19 protein-coding genes are annotated in these 18,710 nt (G+C 65.8%); 15 read left to right on the top strand and 4 right to left on the bottom strand.

The features are described from left to right. Nucleotides 1–30 precede the first annotated feature (30 nt). On the top strand, nucleotides 31–1,455 hold the full coding sequence (locus tag TX79_RS13355; protein ID WP_049927933.1) for a DUF402 domain-containing protein: 1,425 nt from the start codon (nucleotides 31–33) through the stop codon (nucleotides 1,453–1,455). Between the two features lie 112 nt (nucleotides 1,456–1,567). Here TX79_RS13355 and TX79_RS13350 read toward each other — a convergent pair whose 3' ends face one another. Beyond that, nucleotides 1,568–1,945, bottom strand: coding sequence for a 6-pyruvoyl trahydropterin synthase family protein (locus tag TX79_RS13350; protein WP_049927932.1), 378 nt, complete (start codon nucleotides 1,943–1,945; stop codon nucleotides 1,568–1,570). Between the two features lie 141 nt (nucleotides 1,946–2,086). Further along, nucleotides 2,087–3,355, bottom strand: a complete 1,269-nt coding sequence (locus TX79_RS13345; protein ID WP_081655566.1) for a helix-turn-helix transcriptional regulator — start codon at nucleotides 3,353–3,355, stop codon at nucleotides 2,087–2,089. Between the two features lie 154 nt (nucleotides 3,356–3,509). On the opposite strand from TX79_RS13345, the gene TX79_RS13340 reads away from it, so the two are divergent. Together TX79_RS13340 and TX79_RS13335 are read left to right on the top strand one after the other, a co-directional pair. After that, nucleotides 3,510–4,739: a DUF7096 domain-containing protein gene (locus TX79_RS13340; RefSeq protein WP_049927930.1), complete on the top strand. Its 1,230-nt coding sequence runs from the start codon at nucleotides 3,510–3,512 to the stop codon at nucleotides 4,737–4,739. 58 nt (nucleotides 4,740–4,797) lie between these two features. Continuing rightward, nucleotides 4,798–5,292 carry a type IV pilin gene (locus tag TX79_RS13335; RefSeq protein ID WP_049927929.1) on the top strand — a complete coding sequence of 165 codons (495 nt, stop codon included), beginning with the start codon at nucleotides 4,798–4,800 and terminating at the stop codon, nucleotides 5,290–5,292. 4 nt (nucleotides 5,293–5,296) lie between these two features. Here the strand turns inward: TX79_RS13335 and TX79_RS13330 are convergent, their stop codons facing one another. Continuing rightward, nucleotides 5,297–5,920, bottom strand: coding sequence for a methyltransferase domain-containing protein (locus tag TX79_RS13330; RefSeq protein WP_049927928.1), 624 nt, complete (start codon nucleotides 5,918–5,920; stop codon nucleotides 5,297–5,299). Nucleotides 5,921–6,090: 170 nt separating this feature from the next. Here TX79_RS13330 and ahaH point away from each other — a divergent pair, with 170 nt between their 5' ends. From ahaH to TX79_RS13280, 10 genes are all read left to right on the top strand, one after another. Beyond that, nucleotides 6,091–6,423: an ATP synthase archaeal subunit H gene (gene ahaH, locus TX79_RS13325; RefSeq protein ID WP_049927927.1), complete on the top strand. Its 333-nt coding sequence runs from the start codon at nucleotides 6,091–6,093 to the stop codon at nucleotides 6,421–6,423. Further along, nucleotides 6,410–8,662 carry a V-type ATP synthase subunit I gene (locus TX79_RS13320; RefSeq protein ID WP_049927926.1) on the top strand — a complete coding sequence of 751 codons (2,253 nt, stop codon included), beginning with the start codon at nucleotides 6,410–6,412 and terminating at the stop codon, nucleotides 8,660–8,662. The genes ahaH and TX79_RS13320 overlap by 14 nt, the downstream gene beginning before the upstream one ends. A gap of 2 nt (nucleotides 8,663–8,664) precedes the next feature. Next, a complete protein-coding gene (locus TX79_RS13315; RefSeq protein WP_049927925.1) occupies nucleotides 8,665–8,928 on the top strand; it encodes an ATP synthase subunit K in 264 nt (87 codons plus the stop codon). Nucleotides 8,929–8,948: 20 nt separating this feature from the next. After that, on the top strand, nucleotides 8,949–9,530 hold the full coding sequence (locus tag TX79_RS13310; RefSeq protein ID WP_049927924.1) for a V-type ATP synthase subunit E: 582 nt from the start codon (nucleotides 8,949–8,951) through the stop codon (nucleotides 9,528–9,530). Beyond that, entirely contained in the window at nucleotides 9,527–10,579 is a 1,053-nt protein-coding gene (locus TX79_RS13305; RefSeq protein WP_049927923.1) for a V-type ATP synthase subunit C, read from the top strand. Before TX79_RS13310 ends, TX79_RS13305 begins: the two co-directional genes overlap by 4 nt. Continuing rightward, nucleotides 10,576–10,908: a V-type ATP synthase subunit F gene (locus TX79_RS13300; RefSeq protein ID WP_049927922.1), complete on the top strand. Its 333-nt coding sequence runs from the start codon at nucleotides 10,576–10,578 to the stop codon at nucleotides 10,906–10,908. Before TX79_RS13305 ends, TX79_RS13300 begins: the two co-directional genes overlap by 4 nt. Before the next feature lie 3 nt (nucleotides 10,909–10,911). Beyond that, nucleotides 10,912–12,675 carry an ATP synthase subunit A gene (locus tag TX79_RS13295; protein WP_049927921.1) on the top strand — a complete coding sequence of 588 codons (1,764 nt, stop codon included), beginning with the start codon at nucleotides 10,912–10,914 and terminating at the stop codon, nucleotides 12,673–12,675. Between the two features lie 2 nt (nucleotides 12,676–12,677). Continuing rightward, on the top strand, nucleotides 12,678–14,090 hold the full coding sequence (locus TX79_RS13290; protein ID WP_049927920.1) for an ATP synthase subunit B: 1,413 nt from the start codon (nucleotides 12,678–12,680) through the stop codon (nucleotides 14,088–14,090). 344 nt (nucleotides 14,091–14,434) lie between these two features. Then, nucleotides 14,435–15,370: a hypothetical protein gene (locus TX79_RS13285; protein WP_049927919.1), complete on the top strand. Its 936-nt coding sequence runs from the start codon at nucleotides 14,435–14,437 to the stop codon at nucleotides 15,368–15,370. 84 nt (nucleotides 15,371–15,454) lie between these two features. Then, nucleotides 15,455–17,068 (top strand): long-chain-fatty-acid--CoA ligase, encoded by a 1,614-nt coding sequence (locus TX79_RS13280; RefSeq protein WP_049927918.1) that lies wholly within the window; start codon nucleotides 15,455–15,457, stop codon nucleotides 17,066–17,068. A gap of 50 nt (nucleotides 17,069–17,118) precedes the next feature. On the opposite strand, the gene TX79_RS13275 is transcribed toward TX79_RS13280, so the two are convergent. Beyond that, nucleotides 17,119–17,406 carry a hypothetical protein gene (locus TX79_RS13275; protein ID WP_049927917.1) on the bottom strand — a complete coding sequence of 96 codons (288 nt, stop codon included), beginning with the start codon at nucleotides 17,404–17,406 and terminating at the stop codon, nucleotides 17,119–17,121. Nucleotides 17,407–17,467: 61 nt separating this feature from the next. On the opposite strand from TX79_RS13275, the gene TX79_RS13270 reads away from it, so the two are divergent. Next, the gene (locus TX79_RS13270; RefSeq protein WP_049927916.1) at nucleotides 17,468–17,686 is read left to right on the top strand and encodes a zinc ribbon domain-containing protein; all 219 of its coding nucleotides are present in this window, start codon (nucleotides 17,468–17,470) and stop codon (nucleotides 17,684–17,686) included. Between the two features lie 256 nt (nucleotides 17,687–17,942). Beyond that, nucleotides 17,943–18,710, top strand: a 768-nt coding sequence (locus TX79_RS19890; protein ID WP_230198578.1) for an extracellular solute-binding protein, incomplete at its 3' end; no start/stop codon positions are given.

The raw sequence follows: 18,710 nt of genomic DNA, 5'->3' as shown, positions 1-18,710 counted from the left end.
GGAACTACAGCGGCGAACGGAGGGGCGACGATGACGACCGTCCGCGTTCGCGGTATCTACGCGACGGCCGTCACGCAACTGCTGACCGAGCACGGCCTCGAGGTCGTCCAGGCCTCGGAGCCGATCCGGGCGCGGTTCGACGGGGCCTTCGAGGCGACGCCGGCCGACGTGGCCGTCTGGACGACCCGCGACAGGCAGGGGCTCGAGGTCTCGGGCGACCCCGAGGGGGTCGAGACGGTCGTGAGCGACCTCGCCGACCTCGCGATCGATACCTTCCACTGGCGCGGTGACGCCGCCCGCGGAGCCGTCTTCGACGCCGAGGTGCTCGAGGCCGACGGCGGTGGCGGTGCGGTCGTCGACCTCGGCGACGGTCGCCGGGGCTACCTCAAGTACGACGACGTCGACGGCTACGTCGACGCGGGGAACCGCTACCGGGTGCAGGTACAGGAGCCGACGCCGCCGTGGGACGACGATCGCCCGCGGGTGCGTCCGACGCTCGAGGTCGCCGACGGCCTCTGTACGCTCTCGCGGGGCCGGACCGGCGTCTCCGCCGACGCCAGCGGCGAGGCGGCGGAGGAACTCGTCGGGATGACCGACCTGCTGTCGGCCGACCGTCCGGAGGGGTGGGGACTGCGCTGGCACCGGTCCGCGACCGACGCGGACCTCGAGGCGATGACGGCCGCCCTCGAGCGCGCAGCGGAGCGTGCGGCGGCACTCGAGGCGGCCCTCGCCGACGAACCGGACGAGCCGTCCGATCCCGGCGTGCTTGCAGCGCCGCAACGAACGGACTGGCTCTGGTTCGGCCGCGAGTCGCGGTTCGAACTCGACGCGATCCGTCGCGACGTCGAGACGACGATGGCCGGCCACCACCGGATCAAGGCCGCCGACCGGGCCGCCAGCGGTGCCGTCGACTTCGTCGAGGCCGTCTGCGAGTCGCCCGCGGAGGGCGGGGAGTTCCCGTTCGCAGCCGTCGGCCGGCAGTTCGGCCCGAGCGAGGGCGACCGCCTCGAGATCGGTCACGGCAAGCCCGACGGCCGGCGGCTCTCGCTGGGCTACGGCGAGGTCACCGACTGGGACGCCGACGGCTCGCTCACCCTCGAGCGCACGATGGGCGGCGGCGGCACCTACGACGCGCTCGGCACGCCGAAGGCGGAGGGCGACGTCGCCGTCACGAAGTTCCGCGAGGGCCGGTGGTGGTATCCGACGACCTACAGAGCCGCCGACGGCTCGAGCAAGGGGACCTACGTCAACGTCTGTACACCCGTCGAGTTGTTCCCCGATACCGTCCGGTACGTCGACCTCTACGTGGACGTGATCCGCACGCCGGACGGCAGCGTCGACGTCGTTGACGCCGACGAACTCGAGGCCGCCGTCGAAGACGGCCTGGTGAGCGAGGAACTGGCAGCGAAGGCCAGATCCGTCGCCGAGGCCGTCGAGCGCGCCCTGTCGAAGTAGGTGGTACTCGCGTCCTGAAACCGTCGGGACGGCGCGGTTCGGCACCGCTCGTCGATCGGTCGTTTCGTGGCTGGCGACTCGCCGTCTGTCGTTCCGCGTCGCGCCAGTGGACTCAGAGTGCTCGCTCGTGAGCGACGGTGACGGCGTCGTCCTCCTGCAAGCGGATCTCGAGTTCGGTCGCCGGTTCGGGTGTCAGTTCCTCGCAGAGTCGCGTGCCGAGTAGCCGGGCGAACCGTTCGGGGCTCGGGTTCTGTCCCTCGAGTGCGGGCAGTTCGTTGAGCGTCCGGTCGCGGACGGTCTCGACGACGGTGTCCAGCGCGTCGGTCAGCGCGCCGACGTCGACGAGGTAGCCGTACGCGTCGAGTTCGGGGCCGCGAACCGTCGCCTCGACCGTGTAGTGGTGGGAGTGGACCGTGCCGTCGGGGCCGGCGTCGGGCACCGTCAGCGAGTGCTGGGCGACGAACGAACGCGAGACGGATACCGCGTACATGCCTCGAGGTGCCACGGATAACCACTTAACGCCCGACCCTGCTTCGCACTGACTGGGGTGGCAACCGACGTCCCAGCCCGACGGGTGGTGGAACGATAGGAACCGAGACGCGATCTCGAGATCGGAAGCGAACGGAGGCGGTCAGTCGAGTTCCGTCGGATCGACTTCCGGGAGCGTGATGAGGTTCTCGCGGCCGATGCGGAGTTTTTCGATCTCGTCGTCGTCGTCCATTTGCGAGAGCAGTTGTGAGACCTTGGCGTTCGACCAGCCGGTCTCGGAGACGATGTTCGCCTGTTTCATCCGACCGCCGTTCCGTCTGAGCAGGCGCAACACGCGTTCTTCGTCGCTCAACAGTTCCGGATCGATGTCGTCCTCCGTTTCCTCCTCGTAGCTGACGCTGGTTCCCGAGTCGCCGGCGGCCTCCTGGTCGGGAGCCGGAGACGACTGGGCCGTCGTCGCGCCGGTATCGTTCGGTTCAGTCGCTTCGTCCGTGGTCGACGCGTCGTCCGTCCCGATCACGATGGGGAGGCCGAACCCGTACACCTCGCGGATGTACCGGTAGGAGACGTAGCCGCCGGCACCGAGGATCAGCCCGGTGATACCGGCGACGATCCACCAGGAGCCGAAGGTCGTCGATCCCCCGCCGCGAACGAAGACGATCCGGAACTCGTCTGCGGTGAACTCGTGTGGGCCGTCCCACGACAGCGGCGAGGGGGTCTCCGGAGCGAGTGCGTAGCCCGCCGGTGAGTCGATCTCGAGTCGGTGGTGGGACTCGAGCGTCTGGAACCACGTCCCCTCGCCTTCGGGGGTCTGAAACGCGTCGCCGAAGTGGATTTCGTCGTCCTGGACGGTCGCGAAGTTCGTCCAGGTAAAGGTGTAGGAGACGACGCCGATTCGCGTTCCGTCCGCCAGCTCCGCATCTTCGTCGGGGGCTTCGAGATGGGGGTCGTCCCAGCCGGGACGTTCGATCCGCATCTCGCGACCGGTCGCCGCGGAAGCGAGTTCGACGACCGGTGCGAACGTCTGACTGTCGAGGTCGATGTCGCGATCGCCCGCGACGACCGCCTCGGCGTACTCGTAAAACCGTCGTTCGTCCTCGTCGTTCGTGACGAGAAACCGCATCTCTATCGTCCACTCGGTGTCGCCAGTATCCGTGACGTTGAGCCTGGTCGTCTGTCTCGGATCCGCAGGCTCGAGCGTGTCGTTCGCCGTCTGCTCGAGCGGGGACGCCGGCGCGTCGGCGTCGGACTGGAGAGCGAACTGGTGGCCGTCGTGGGTCGGGAGGGCGCGATCGGTCGCCGCCGACCCGGCCTCGAGGGGGGTCGCTAACGGTGCGGCGGCCACCACCCCCGGGAGGGACGCAACGAGGAGGGCTATCAGGGCGAATGTAACGGCGGTGGATAACCGCATGCCTACCCACGGGTGGATTCCGGGAGGAAAAAACACTTTCCATCCGGAAATAAAACGCCGTTGACGGCCACGTTCGGCCCAGAACTGTGGGATTCGAGCGGTCGGTACTACTGGTGCGACCAGCTTTTATATCAGGAGGCCGTACGGAGCGACGATGAAGAGCGCGACGCCGTCCCTCCTCGCGTTGCTTCTCGTCCTCTCGTTGCCTGCAACGGCGCTCGTTGCGGCCGACGTCGGAGTCGAGAACGATGCGATCCCCTCCATCCAGGACGGTTCCACCTCCCAGGACACGCCCGTCCACGCCGAGAACACGACCAATCGATTGCCGTTGTCCGGTGAGCCGGGAAGCGAGTATTCGGAGTACGGTCCCGACCTCGGGATCACGCTCGCGTCGGTCGACGACGAACTCCGGGTCGACCACGATCAGTACGTCCTGGTCGATAGCGAGTTCGAACGAGCGAGCGACGACGAACGAGAAGCGATGCTCGAGACGGCACACGAGCACCTCATCGAGGCCATCGACGACCTCAGGGAACGCGAGCGGACGGCCGTTCGCGAACACGCAACCGGTGTCCGGTCCGATACCGAACTGACCCAGACGCTGTTGCGGAACTACCACGAGGCGACGGCCCTGCTCGACGTGATGAGCGGACTCGAGGAGCGTGCTGACGAAGTACCCGGCTACTCGCTCGGTCGCGATCAAGTCCGAGAGAACAAACGGGCGCTGGAGATTCACCGCTCTCCGCTGCAGTCACAACTCGCAGCGACCAGCCAACGGTTCGAGACGCCCGACTCGTTCGAGTTCCTGATCCAGACGAGCGAGGAGAGCTATCGCCTCTCGGCGATCGACGGCTCGACGTATCTCTCGGAGACGACGCGGTTCGACAACCGCGATCCCGACGCACCGGACCAGTTCGACGGCTCGGTCGGGCAGACCGCGAACGACTACGCCAGCGAACTGTACCCGTGGGGAGCCGAGGAGGGGTCGACCGACTTCCGCGCCGCCGGGAAAATCTACGACGTCGGGTTCACCGGCGATCACTTCGAACTCCGGCTGTACTTCGACGGAGGCTCCGGAGAGGTCTACCGTGAACTACAGGAGCTGTCGATCGATACGTTGCCGATCCAGGACCGTCACCAGATGATCGCAGACGGCCTCGTGCTCGAAACGAGTACGACGCCGGTGAACGGACCGGTCGAACTGAACGTTACCGACGCGGAGACGGACGACCCCGTGGAGGCGACGATCATCGTCGATGGATCGGAACGAGGGGTGACCGACGAGGACGGGACGCTCTGGATCGTCCCGCCGTCCGACGAGTTCGAACTGACCGTCGAAACCGACACGGGGAGCATCAACACGACCGTCACGGCCGGTAGCTGACGACCCCGTTTCGGCTTCGGGCTGACCTTTATATCGGATCACCCGGCCAGCGTGGCGTGTGCGACCCCCGGAACGCAGCGTCGAACACGCCCCGGACCGTGCCATCAGTCCCGTGATCGGCGTCGTGGCGTTGCTCGCGATCACCGTCTGTCTGGCGGGCGTCCTCGCGATGGGGGTAGCGTCGATGTCGCCCGGGTCGACACCACCGACGGCGGCGTTCGAACTCGAAGCGGACGGGGACACCGGGGAGATCACGATCGAACACGTCGCGGGCGATGCCGTCGACGTGCGCGATCTGTCGGTGGCGATCAGGGTGGACGGGACCGCGCTGTCGTCGCAACCGCCGGTCCCGTTCGTCGGCGCGGACGGCTTCGACGGCGCGCCAGGCGGTGCGTTCAACGGCGAAGCTGCGCCACAGTGGCGTCCCGGCGAACGGGTGCACCTTACGGTCGCGAGAACGAACGATCCAGTGCCCGAGTCGGGCGATACGGTAACGGTGATACTCAGTTCCGACGGTCGGCCGGTGGCCACCCTCGAGACCACGGCCAGCTAGGCGGTTATCGTGGCGCGCGGCCGATCGTCGTGATCGCGACGTCGGGATCGTAGTCGGGCCCCATAAAGGCGTGTTTGACGTCCTCGAAGCCGGCCCGTTTGAACATCCGGTCGGCCTCGTACTCGTCGTAAAACAGCATTATCGAGTCGGCCAGATACTGCGCGAGCACGTTGTCCGGGTAGTTCGGACCGACGACCAGCACCTGTCCACCCGGTTTGAGGACGCGTCGAAACTCCCGGAGCGCGAGAATCGGGTTCGGCCAGTACTCGATCGAGCCGGAGGACCAGACGACGTCGAAGCTGTCGGTCGCGAACGGGAGCCGCTCGGCGTCGCCGCGGTGGAAGTGGACCGGCGGAGCGCGTTTGCCGAACTTCGCGTACGCCTGCTCGAGCTGGTGTTCGCTCTGGTCGAGGGCGTAGACCTCGTCGACGTACTCGAGCAGGCCCTCGGTGGCGAACCCGGTGCCACAGCCGACGTCGAGGACGGTCATCCCGGGCTCGAGGTCGAGCAACTCGAGGGCGTCGGCGCGCATCTCCTCGGTCCAGACGAAGGGGTTCACCCGGTCGTAGACCGTCGAGAGGTACTTATAAAACAGCCGTGCGCGGGCCTTGTTCTCGAGAATTCCCATTGGCGGAACTGTTGCCTCGAGAGAGATATGTCTACTGTTCCGATCGTTCGCATACGGTCCGTCGCTGAGGGATCGTAATCGGCCACTACCGGGGCGATGACGCCGACCCGTCCGGATCACTTTCGCAACTACCATATACGCGCTTTCACAACCGTTCGAGTGCTTAGAGTATGCCGAGGCCAGAGGTTCTAGAACGAATACAGTCGGCGGAGGAAGCGGCCGACGAGATCGTCGCAGAGGCCAAACAGGACCGCGACGAGCGAATCGCCGAGGCACGGGAACGCGCCGAGGAGATCCGCACGGACGCGCAACAGGAGGCCACCGATCTCAAAGAACAGCGTCTCGAAGCGGCGCGCGAGGAAATCGACGCGGAGTGTGAACGCGTCCTCGAGGAGGGCGAGGCCGAACGCGAGGAACTCGCCGAGCGCGCCCGGGACCGGGTCGACGAAGTGACCGACCACGTCGTCGAACTGTTCCAGGAGGACGTCCATGCTCAGACCTGAGCGCATGAGCAAAGTCTCGGTGACCGGCTCCAAGGGCGTCATGCCCACGGTCATCGAGACGATCCACGAGCTGAACCTGGTCCACCTCTCGGACTACGACGGCTCCTGGGAGGGGTTCGACAACGGGAACCCGATCGAGGGGGCCGACGACGCCTCCGAGAAGCTGGTGACCGTCCGCGCCCTCGAGAGCACGCTCGAACTATCCGAGGGGACGGCCCAGGCGGACCGGCTCGAGGACGACTGGGAGGATCGGCTCGAAGAAGTCCGCACTCGCGTCAACGACCTCGACGACCGTCGTAGCGAACTGCAGGACGAGCGTCGGCAGATCGACGATCGGATCGACCGCGTCGCTCCCTTCGCGGAGCTAGGGATCGACCTCGATCTCCTGTCGGGCTACGAGACGGTCGACGTCCTCGTCGGCGACGGGCCGATCGAGGCGATCGAGGGTGCGTTAGCCGCGTCCGACGACGTTCGTGCGTTCGACACGTTCACGGGCGGCGACGTCATCGCGATCGTCGCCGCACCCGCCGAGGGCGTCGAGAACCCGATCGACGACGCGCTCGTCGGCGTCGAGTTCACCCGCTACGAGGTGCCCGACACCGAGAAGAGCCCGGCGGCGTACGTCGACGAACTCGAGTCGCGGAAGGCCGAGCTCGAGTCCGAGATCGACGAGATCGACGCCGAACTCGAGTCGATCGAACGCGAACACGGTGCGTTCCTGCTGGCTCTCGAGGAGGAGTTGACCGTCGAGGTCCAGCGGGCGGAAGCGCCGCTGCAGTTCGCGACGACCGACCGCGCGTTCGTCGCGGAGGGGTGGATCCCGACCGCGGAGTACGATCGGCTGGTCAACGCGTTGCGCGACGCGGTCGGTGACAGCGTCGAGATCGAGGAGTTAGAGCGCGCCGACTACGACCGTCACGGAGCCCACTCTCATACGGAGGAGATCCAGAAGGGTGCCCCGTCCGCGGCCGAGGAAGAAGACGAGCCGAGCGCCGAGGCCGACGAGGAGCCCCAGAAGGCCGTCACCGACGGCGGCTCCGCGGTCACGATGGGCGACGAACCGCCGACGATCCAGGACAATCCGAGCGCCGCGAAGCCGTTCGAAGTCCTGGTACAGGCGGTCAACCGTCCCAAGTACAGCGAACTCGATCCGACGATCTTCCTGTTCCTGACGTTCCCCGCGTTCTTCGGCTTCATGATCGGGGACGTCGGCTACGGGATCCTGTACGTCGCCATCGGCGCGTACATGGCCACCCAGTTCGACAGCAAGGGCATCACCAGCCTCGGCGGCGTCGCCATCTGGGCCGGCGTCTTCACGATCCTGTTCGGGATCATCTACGGCGAGATCTTCGGACTACACGTCCTCGGCGAGGTGCTGTTCCACGACCTGCTGGACGTGGAGCTGCTACCCCTGAACAAGGGTCTCGAGCCGGCTGCGGGCGAGTTCGCGCTCGGCTGGATGGTCGTGAGCGTGCTCGCCGGCATCGTCCACCTCAACATCGGGTACATCCTGGACTTCTACGAGAACCTCAGCCACGGCGTCAAAGACGCCGTCATGCACACCGGCCCGTGGCTCCTGATGCTCAACGGCATCTGGGTCTGGATCTTCTCGGTCCACGGACGAGGGACGAAGCCCGAGTTCCTGTTCAACACGTTCTCGAGCGACGGCCCGTTCCCGATCGGGTTCGCCGGCTTCCCGGAGATGGGGCTGTTCACGATCCCGGAGGTCATTCCGATGATTGGCGGCTCCCTGATCACCGTGCCGCTGCTCGTCTTCTTGATCGGTCTCGTGCTGCTCATCGTCAGCGAACCCGTCGAGGCCGTGGAGTTCCTCGACGTCGTCGTCAACGTCTTCTCGTACACCCGAATGGGCGCAGTGTTGCTCGCGAAGGCCGGGATGGCGTTCGTGGTCAACCTGCTGTTCTTCGGCGCGTACCAGGACCCCGACGGCGCGTTCCACTTCCTGCGAACGCACGAACCGAGCTACGTCGCCGAACACTACGGCGAAGGTGCCACCGTAATCTTCGACGGACTCATGCACACGGGGACCGCCGGGTTGCTCGGCGGCCTCGTCATTCTCGTCATCGGACACATCGTCGTGCTAGCGCTTGGCGTGACAAGCGCCGGCTTACAGGCTGTGCGCCTCGAGTACGTCGAATTCTTTAACAAGTTTTATGATGGCGGTGGGGAGAAATACGAACCGTTCGGATACGATCGAAACCACAGTGAGGCCTACTAACAATGAGTGAACTCGAACTCGTCAACACGCTACTGCAGAACGGAACCGTCGAAGAATCGCCCTTCCTGACCGACGCCGGTGCGGCCGCCCTCGCGGTCGGTCTCGCCGCCCTCGCATCGGGCTACGCCGAGCGCGGTATCGGGGCCGCTGCGATCGGCGCGATCGCCGAGGACGACGACCTGTTCGTACCCGGCCTGATCATGACCGTCCTCCCCGAGACGCTCGTGATTCTGGCCCTGGTCGTCGTCTTCATCGTCGGCGCGTAATACACCCCCTTCTTTCACCAATGAGTTTGGACACAGTCGTCGAAGACATCAGAGAAGAGGCCCACGCGCGTGCGGAGGAAATCCGTACCGAGGCCGAGGCTCGTGCCGAGGAGATCGAATCGGCGGCCGAGGAGGACGCCGAGGAGATCCGCGCCGAGGCCGAGCGGGAGGTCGAACGCGAGATCGAGCAGTTGCGCGAACAGCGTCTCTCCAGCGCGAAGCTGGAGGCGAAACAGAAGCGCCTGGAGGCGCGCCGGGACGTCCTCGCCGAGGTTCGCGAGGCCGTCGAGGAAGAACTCGCCGCCCTCGAGGGTGACACCCGCGAGGAGCTGACTCGCGAGTTGCTCGAGGCCGCGAGTACGGAGTTCGACGAGGGCGACGACGTCAGCGTCTACGGTCGTGAAGACGACCGGGAGCTGATCGAGTCGATCCTCGCCGACTACGACGGCTACGCTTACGCCGGCGAGTACGACTGTCTCGGCGGCGTCGTGGTCGAGAGCGAGGGCTCTCGCGTCCGAGTCAACAACACGTTCGACTCGGTGCTCGAGGACGTCTGGGAAGAGAACCTCCAGTCGATCAGCAACCGACTCTTCGAACAATGAGTCTCGGTGCCTCGAACACGGAGTACGTCAACGCTCGCGTTCGGTCACGACGAGCCAAGCTGTTCGACGACGAGGACTACCGCAAGCTGGTCCGCATGGGGCCAAGCGGTATCGCCCGGTTCATGGAAGAATCGGAGTACGAACGCGAAATCAACGAACTCGGGGCACGCTTTTCGGGAGTCGATCTGATCGAGTACACGCTGAACCGCAATCTCGCGAAACACTTCCAGGATCTCCTCGAGTGGGCGGAGGGTGACCTCTACGACCTCATCGCCCGCTACCTCCGGAAGTTCGACGTCTGGAACCTGAAGACGATCGTTCGCGGGATCTACACCGACACGGCCGCGGAGGAGATCCGGACCGACCTGATCCGCGCCGGCGAACTCGACGATCGGACGATCGACCGGCTGCTCGAGGTCGATTCGATCGAGGACGCGGTCGAGATCCTCGACGGAACGATCTACTACGAGCCCCTCTCGGCGGGCCTCGAGGAGTTCGAGGAGACCGGAACGCTCGTGCCGCTCGAGAACGCCCTCGACCGGGAGTTCTACGAGCACCTGCTGGACGACCTCGGCCGCCCCCAGGAGGGGCCGGAGGCGAAGTACGTCGAGTTCCTGCAGGCGGAGATCGACTTCCGGAACGCCCGCAACGCCCTGCGACTCGCTCGCAGCGGTGCCGATCTCGATCCCGCGACCTACTACATCGAGGGCGGCGTGCTGTTCGACGAGTCCGACCTGAACCGGCTCGTGACGGATTACGACGAGCTCGTCGACCACATCGCGGAGAACAAGCGCTACGGCGACCGGCTCGCCGGAGCGCTCGATCGACTGCGCGACGCTGACAGTCTTATCCAGTTCGAGCACGCACTAGACGCTGCGTTGCTCGAGTACGCGGACACGCTCTCGAGCATCTATCCGGTGTCGGTCTCGGCCGTGCTGTCGTACATCCTCGCGAAGGAACGGGAGGTCGAGAACATCCGCGCCATCGCGCGCGGTCGCGAGGTCGGCCTCTCGGAGAACGAAATCGAGGAGGAGCTGGTGATCCTATGAGCCAGGAAATCGCAGTCGTCGGCAGTCCCGAGTTCACGACCGGCTTTCGACTCGCCGGCGTCCGGCGATTCGAGAACGTTCCGGACGAGTCGAAAGACGAAGACTTAGACGACGCCGTCACCAACGTCCTGGACGACGACGACGTCGGTATCGTCGTCATGCACGACGACGACCTCGACTACCTGTCGCGCAACGTTCGACAGAACGTCGAGACGAGCGTCGAACCCGTCGTCGTCACGATCGGGAGCGGCACTGGTGGCGGCGGCCTGCGCGAGCAGATCAAACGCGCGATCGGTATCGACCTGATGGACGAAGACGAACAAGAGTAAACTATGAGCCAGGCAGAGCAAACCGAGACCGTCGACGAGGACGGTGTAATCGAAAGCGTGAGCGGTCCGGTCGTGACCGCCACGGACCTCGACGCCCGGATGAACGACGTCGTCTACGTCGGCGACGAAGGGCTGATGGGCGAGGTCATCGAGATCGAAGGGAACCTGACCACCATTCAGGTCTACGAGGAGACCTCGGGCGTCGGCCCGGGCGAACCCGTCGAGAACACGGGCGAGCCCCTCTCCGTCGACCTCGGCCCGGGTATGCTGGACACCATCTACGACGGCGTCCAGCGCCCGCTGGACGAACTCGAGGAGAAGATGGGGTCGGCGTTTCTCGACCGCGGGGTCGACGCGCCGGGGATCGACCTCGAGGAGACCTGGGAGTTCACCCCCGAAGTCGAGGAGGGTGACGAGGTCGAACCCGGTGACGTCGTCGGGATCGTCCCCGAGACGGTCACTATCGACCACAAGGTCATGGTGCCGCCGGACTACGAGGGCGGCGAAGTCACCTCGATCGAGAGCGGCGAGTTCACCGTCGAGGAGACGGTCGCCGAACTCGACAACGGCGAGGAGATCCAGATGCACCAGGAGTGGCCGGTCCGCGAGGCCCGCCCCGCCGGTGACAAGGAGACGCCGACCGAGCCGCTGGTGACGGGGCAGCGCGTCCAGGACGGCCTGTTCCCGCTCGCGAAGGGCGGGACGGCCGCGATTCCCGGCCCCTTCGGCTCCGGAAAGACCGTCACCCAGCAGCAACTCGCCAAGTGGTCCGACGCCGACATCGTCGTCTACATCGGCTGTGGCGAGCGCGGCAACGAGATGACCGAGGTCATCGACGACTTCCCCGAACTCCCCGACCCCCAGACCGGGAACCCGCTGATGGCCCGGACCTGCCTCATCGCCAACACGTCGAACATGCCCGTCGCGGCCCGCGAATCCTGCATTTACACGGGCATCACGATCGCGGAGTACTACCGCGACATGGGGTACGACGTCGCGCTGATGGCCGACTCCACCTCCCGGTGGGCCGAGGCCATGCGCGAGATCTCCTCCCGACTCGAGGAGATGCCCGGCGAGGAGGGGTACCCCGCGTATCTGGCCGCTGCGCTCTCGGAGTTCTACGAGCGCGCCGGCAAGTTCCAGCTGCTGGGCGGCGGCGAAGGCTCGATCTCGGTCGTCGGCGCGGTCTCGCCGCCGGGCGGGGACTTCTCCGAGCCGGTCACCCAGAACACGCTGCGTATCGTCAAGACGTTCTGGGCGCTGGACGCCGACCTCGCGGAGCGTCGGCACTTCCCCTCGATCAACTGGAACGAGTCCTACTCGCTGTACAAGGACCAGCTCGACCCCTGGTGGGAGGACAACGTCGCGGACGACTGGTCGGACATCCGCCAGTGGGCCGTCGACACCCTCGACGAGGAGGACGAACTCCAGGAGATCGTCCAGCTCGTCGGGAAGGACGCCCTGCCGGAGGACCAGCAGCTGACGCTCGAGGTCGCGCGCTACCTGCGTGAGGCCTGGCTCCAGCAGAACGCCTTGCACGACGTCGACACCTACTGCGAACCCGAGAAGACCTATCGCATGCTCGGGGCGATCAAGACGTTCAACGACGAGGCGTTCGACGCGCTCGACGCCGGCGTTCCGGTCGAGGAGATCCAGGACATCGACGCCGCACCACGGCTCAACCGTATGGGCACCACCGAGGAGTGGGACGAGTTCATCGACGAACTCGAAGCAGACATCACGGAACAACTGCGAGCGCTCTACTAACGATGAAAGAGTACCAAACGATCACGGAAATCAGCGGTCCGCTGGTGTTCGCCGAGGTCGACGAACCCGTCGGCTACGACGAGATCGTCGAGATCGAGACGCCCCAGGGCGAGACGCTGCGCGGACAGGTGCTGGAGTCGAGCGAGGGCATCGTCTCGATCCAGGTCTTCGAGGGGACGGGCGGCATCGACCGCAACGCCTCCGTGCGCTTCCTGGGAGAGACGATGAAGATGCCCGTCACCGAGGACCTGCTCGGACGGGTGCTCGACGGCTCCGGGAACCCGATCGACGACGGTCCCGAGATCGTCCCCGAGGAACGGCGGGACATCGTCGGCGAAGCGATCAACCCCTACTCCCGGGAGTACCCCGAGGAGTTCATCCAGACCGGCGTCTCCGCCATCGACGGCATGAACACGCTGGTTCGGGGCCAGAAGCTGCCGATCTTCTCCGGCTCCGGCCTGCCCCACAACGAACTCGCCCTGCAGATCGCCCGTCAGGCGACCGTTCCCGAAGAAGAGGAGGGCGAGGGCGAGGCTTCCGAGTTCGCCGTCATCTTCGGCGCGATGGGGATCACCCAGGAGGAGGCCAACGAGTTCATGGACGACTTCGAGCGCACCGGCGCGCTCGAGCGCTCGGTCGTCTTCATGAACCTCGCGGACGACCCCGCAGTCGAACGGCAGGTCACGCCGCGACTCGCGCTCACCACGGCCGAGTACCTGGCCTTCGAGAAGGGGTATCACGTCCTGGTCATCCTGACGGACATGACCAACTACTGTGAGGCACTGCGCGAGATCGGTGCCGCACGCGAGGAGGTTCCGGGTCGCCGTGGCTACCCCGGCTACATGTACACCGACCTGGCCCAACTCTACGAGCGCGCGGGCCGCATCGAAGGCACGGAAGGATCGGTCACCCAGATCCCGATCCTGACGATGCCCGGCGACGACGACACCCATCCGATCCCGGACCTGACCGGCTACATTACCGAGGGGCAGATCGTGATGGACCGGGACCTCAACAGCCAGGGCATCGAGCCGCCGATCAACGTCCTACCCAGTCTGTCGCGGCTGATGGACGACGGGATCGGCGAGGGTCTCACCCGCGCGGACCACGGCGACGTCTCCGACCAGATGTACGCCGCCTACGCCGAGGGTGAGGACCTGCGCGACCTCGTGAACATCGTCGGTCGCGAAGCCCTCTCCGAGCGGGACAACAAGTTCCTCGACTTCGCCGACCGCTTCGAAGAGGAGTTCGTCCAGCAGGGGTACGACACCAACCGCTCGATCGACGAGACGCTCGAGGTCGGCTGGGATCTACTCTCGATGCTCCCGAAGGAGGAACTCAACCGCATCGACGAGGAACTCATCGAGGAACACTACCGCGAGGACGAGCAAGCCGAGGCCGTTCAGGCCGACTGATCGACTTCGCCGTTCGCCGTTTTCGGTTTCGAGGTCGCTGCTTCGTCCAAGGTCGCCCCCGTCGCCAGTTCGATTCGTCCGATTCGTTCGTCCCATCGACCGTCCGTTCCTCCGGGTAGCGCTCCACGTCTCCGACCCGTCAGGGGTCGCCGTGGTCTGCTTTCCTCGACGGGTACTTGCAGCTTGGTGACTGGCCGGACCGGTAGCCCGGCTCTCGTACCTCCCTTCTCGAGGCGATTCCAGGGCACCCACGTCACGCCGGTCGTCTCTGCCTGCCGTCAGTCTCGGAGAAACGAGTCAACACACCGAAATGTTTACGAGGAGTTTGGGTTAAAACAATGGGTATGGACTACGATATCACGCGACGACGACTGCTCGGAACGCTCGGCCTTTCGGCCAGCGTCGCCGTCGGCGGCTGTCTCGACGGGGAACCGGCCGAGGGGGAGACCGCCGGCTCGACCGACGATACGGATGCCGCCTCGAGCAACGAGTCAGCCGCGACGGACGAGGAGGAGGGCGACGGCGCAGACGCCGAGGCGTCGCCGTGTACGGCCGCGACGGACTACTACGAGGCTCTCTTCGCTGGGGAGTTCGAGACGGCGGTCGACTATCACCCCCTCGAGTATACCGATCTGACCCGCGAGGAGGCGCTCGAGGAGTGGACGGCAACCGAGGACGAACTCGCGACCCTCGATCTGCTCGAGACTGACTGCGAGCGTACGGAGCCGACCGTCGACATCGAGGCCGTCGAGGACCAGGTCGACGCGACCGTCTCGGAGATCGTCGGGCTCGAGGTCGGGATTACGGTCGATCGGGGCGGCGAGACGACCACCGACCACGAACGCGAGGACTGGATCGAACTCGAGGGCGAGTGGTACGTCCTCGCCGAACTCGAGGAACCCGAGATGGAAGTCGACGTCGAGTTCTCGGAGCCCACCGTCGCGGTCGACGCGACCGGCGCGGACGCGGAAGTGGTCGTCTCGGTCCGCGACGAGGACGGCGATCCGATCCCGGACGCGACGGTGGTCGTCACCGAAGGGACGTCGACGCTGGACGAGTCCGTGGCGGTGGAGGTCGGCGACGCGGACGCGTCGTCCGACGGACCGGTCGACGGGTCGTACGATCTCGAGGACCACCAGGGGGTGCTCGATCTCGAGGATCGCGTCTCGCTCGCACCCGACCAGGCCACCGGGACGCTCGAGGTCGAGATTCAACCGCCGGCGGACAGCCCGTACGTGGACGCCGAACCGAACGCGGAACTGGTCGTGGTCGCCGACTGACGGCCAGCGGCGCTCGCACCCACATTTATCCACCGTCGATCCCACCGAAACCGACTTACCGCCGGTCGTGGGGGTATGCCACGTATGCACAACCCACTGCTCGTGACCGACTTCCTCGACCGGGCGCGCAAGCACTACGCCGACGACGAAGCGGTGGTCGCGACGACGGGCGAGCGGTACACGTACGGAGAACTCGCCGAGCGGGCCGACCGGTTCTCGGCCGCGCTCCAGCAGCGGGGGATCGAGAAGGGCGACCGCGTCGCCGTGCTGGATCCCAACACCCACTACCACCTCGAGGCCGCCTACGGGGCGATGCAGGCCGGCGCGGTCCACGTGCCGTTGAACTACCGGCTGACGCCCGACGATTTCTCCTACATGCTCGAGGACGCGGAGGTCGACGCCGTCTACGCGGACTACGACTACGCCGACAAGATCGAGCCGATCCGCGAGGAGGTGCCGGTGGAGACGTTCATCACGAACGATACGGATGCCGTGGAAGGCGACTGGGAGGCGTTCGACGAGGTCCTCGAGGAGGCGGGCACCGACTACGACCGCCCCGCAATGAGCGAGGACGAGATCGTCACGATCAACTACACCTCGGGGACGACGGGCGATCCGAAGGGGGTCTGTCGGACCCACCGCGCGGAGACGATCCACGCCTACCTGGTCGCGGCCCACCAGGAGATCCGCGACGACGACGTCTACCTCTGGACGCTGCCGATGTTCCACGTCAACGGCTGGGGGCACATCTACGCCGTGACGGGGATCGGCGCGAAACACGTCTGTACGCGCGGGGTCGACGCCGGCGACATCTTCGAGGCGGTGCGGACGGAGGACGTCTCCTACATGTGCGGTGCGCCGACGGTGCTGAACATGCTGATCGACTACTATACCGAACACCAGCCGGAGACGACGGGCGAGAACGACGTCCGCATCGCCACCGCCGGAAGCGCACCGCCGGAGGCCACCATCCGGACGGTCGAGGACGAGTTCGGCTGGTACCTCAAACACGTCTACGGCGCGACGGAGACGGGGCCGCTGATCACGACCTCCGACGCGCGTCGGCACTTCGACGACGAGAGCGACGACCGCTTCGCGATCAAGAAACGCCAGGGACTGTCGTACCTGGGGACCGAGATTCGGGTCGTCGACGAGGACGGCCAGGACGTCCCCCGTGACGACGAGACGATCGGCGAGGTCGTCGTCCGGGGCAACCAGGTCATGGAGAAGTACTGGAACAAGCCCGAACAGACGGAGGAGGCCTTTTCCGACCGCGTCGAGGGCTACTACCACACGGGAGACCTCGCGACCGTCGACGAGAACGGCACGATCGCGATCCAGGACCGCAAGAAGGACATCATCATCTCCGGCGGCGAGAACATCTCGTCGATCGAACTCGAGGACGCGCTGTTCGACCACCCGGAGGTCGCGGACGTGGCCGTGATCCCGGCCCCGAGCGACGAGTGGGGCGAGACGCCGAAAGCGTTCGTCGTCCCAGGGAACGCCGATCCGGAGCATCCGAGCGTGACGCCCGACGAACTCGTCGACTACACGCGGGACAACCTCGCGAGTTACAAGGCCGTCCGCGAGGTGGAGTTCGTCGAGGACCTGCCGACGACGGCGACGGGGAAGGTCCAGAAGTACGAACTCCGCCAGGAGGAGTGGGAGGACGAGGACCGGATGGTCGGGCAGGGCTGACCGGGGTCGGGCACCGTCTTTCGTCGGCGACGCGTCGGTGCCGTGCCTCGTCACCGTCCGTCCCGCTCGGACTCGTCGGCGATCGACCCGTACTCGAGGCCGTCCTCGTCGTCGTCCCAGTGGCCGTACTCGAGGTCCTCGTTCCTGTGCTCGGACTCGCGGGAGTCGTCGTTCGATCGAGCAGACCCTCGTTTCCGATCCCGAAGGCCGCCGCGTCGCTGGGCCTCCCGTTCGGCTGTTTCACGGTCGACGACGGTCGGACTCGAGGTTTCCGCGTCGATCAGCGCGTAGAGGGCGAGCACGAACAGGACCATCAGGAGGGCGATTCCAATGACCATACGGCGACGTTAGGGCGCTCACCAGAAAGTTTTTGTTACTATACTATCAGAAATATCACGCATGCACGACCAGCACGACGGCCACGGGGAACGCGGCTGCCCGAAGTGTGGCCACACCGAGACGGAAGTCGACGACATCGCCACCTCCGGTACCGGGCTCTCGAAGATGTTCGACATCCAGAACCGTCGCTTCCGCGTCATCTCCTGTACGAACTGTGGCTACTCGGAACTGTACAAGGGCGGCAAGACGAACGACATGATCGACCTGTTTCTCGGCTGATCGGGGACCGATCACCCGTGGCTTCGTCGGGGCGTACGCTCGAGGCCGGGTGTCGACCGACGACATTGCTTTCCCACTGGCCGTAGTTGCTCCTCGAACCGCTCCAACCGGCTAGTCGCCGATTCCTGCTTTTCGTCGTTGCCATCGACGGCTCTTCGAACCCGATACCGACGGTTCCGTTCCGGTACGGATCCGTACATAGTTCAATATCCTGAACATAGCAACGAATTAGGTAGTTTTCTGGATTGGCTCTCGTATGTCCGATGGATCCGGACGAACGCGGCGATCGGTGCTTGCAAGTGGGGCTACCGTGGGAACGCTCGCGGCCGCTGGCTGTCTGAGCGATTTCGGCGGTGGTGACGGGGAAACCTACACCGTCGGTCACGGCGAGTACGAGACGGAGGTCAGTTCGTCGGCGTTTCCCGAGGAACTGCAGATCTACTGCGTCCAGACCGGCTGGTCGAACTGGGGGGCCGTGATGGAGGCCTTCGAGGAGGAGTACGGCGTCTCGCTGTACGACGCGCAGGGCTCCTCGGGCGAGGCGCTCGACGACATGCGCGCCAACGCCGGGAACCCGACTCACTCGGCGTACAACGGCGGCTACTCGTTCGGCCTCGAGGCGATGAACGACGACCTGACGACCGACTACAAACCGGAAAACTGGGACGTCGTCCCCGACGACCTGAAGACGGACAACGGCCACGTCACCGCGACGCGCCAGATGACCACCGCGGTGACCTACCGGACCGACGTCTACGAGGAGCGCGGCCTCGAGCCGCCCGAAACCTGGGAGGACCTCAAACACCCCGACATCGCCCAGGACCTGGCCTTTACCCCGCCGCACACGGCCAACGGCCAGGCGTCGGCGCTGTCGGTCAACCGCGCCTACGGCGGCGACCTCGAGAACCTGGATCCGGTCATCGAGTACCACGAGGAGATCGCCGAACACGGCGCGGACTTCCGTCGGAACGTCGAGGGGCCGATGACCAGCGGCGAGATCTCGACCGTCGTCGAGTACGACTAC

The organism is Halopiger goleimassiliensis (assembly GCF_000455345.1).
GTDB lineage: Archaea > Halobacteriota > Halobacteria > Halobacteriales > Natrialbaceae > Halopiger_A > Halopiger_A goleimassiliensis.
The sequence above is the reverse complement of the archived record's forward strand: the minus strand, read 5'-3'. Positions and strand labels throughout refer to the sequence as shown.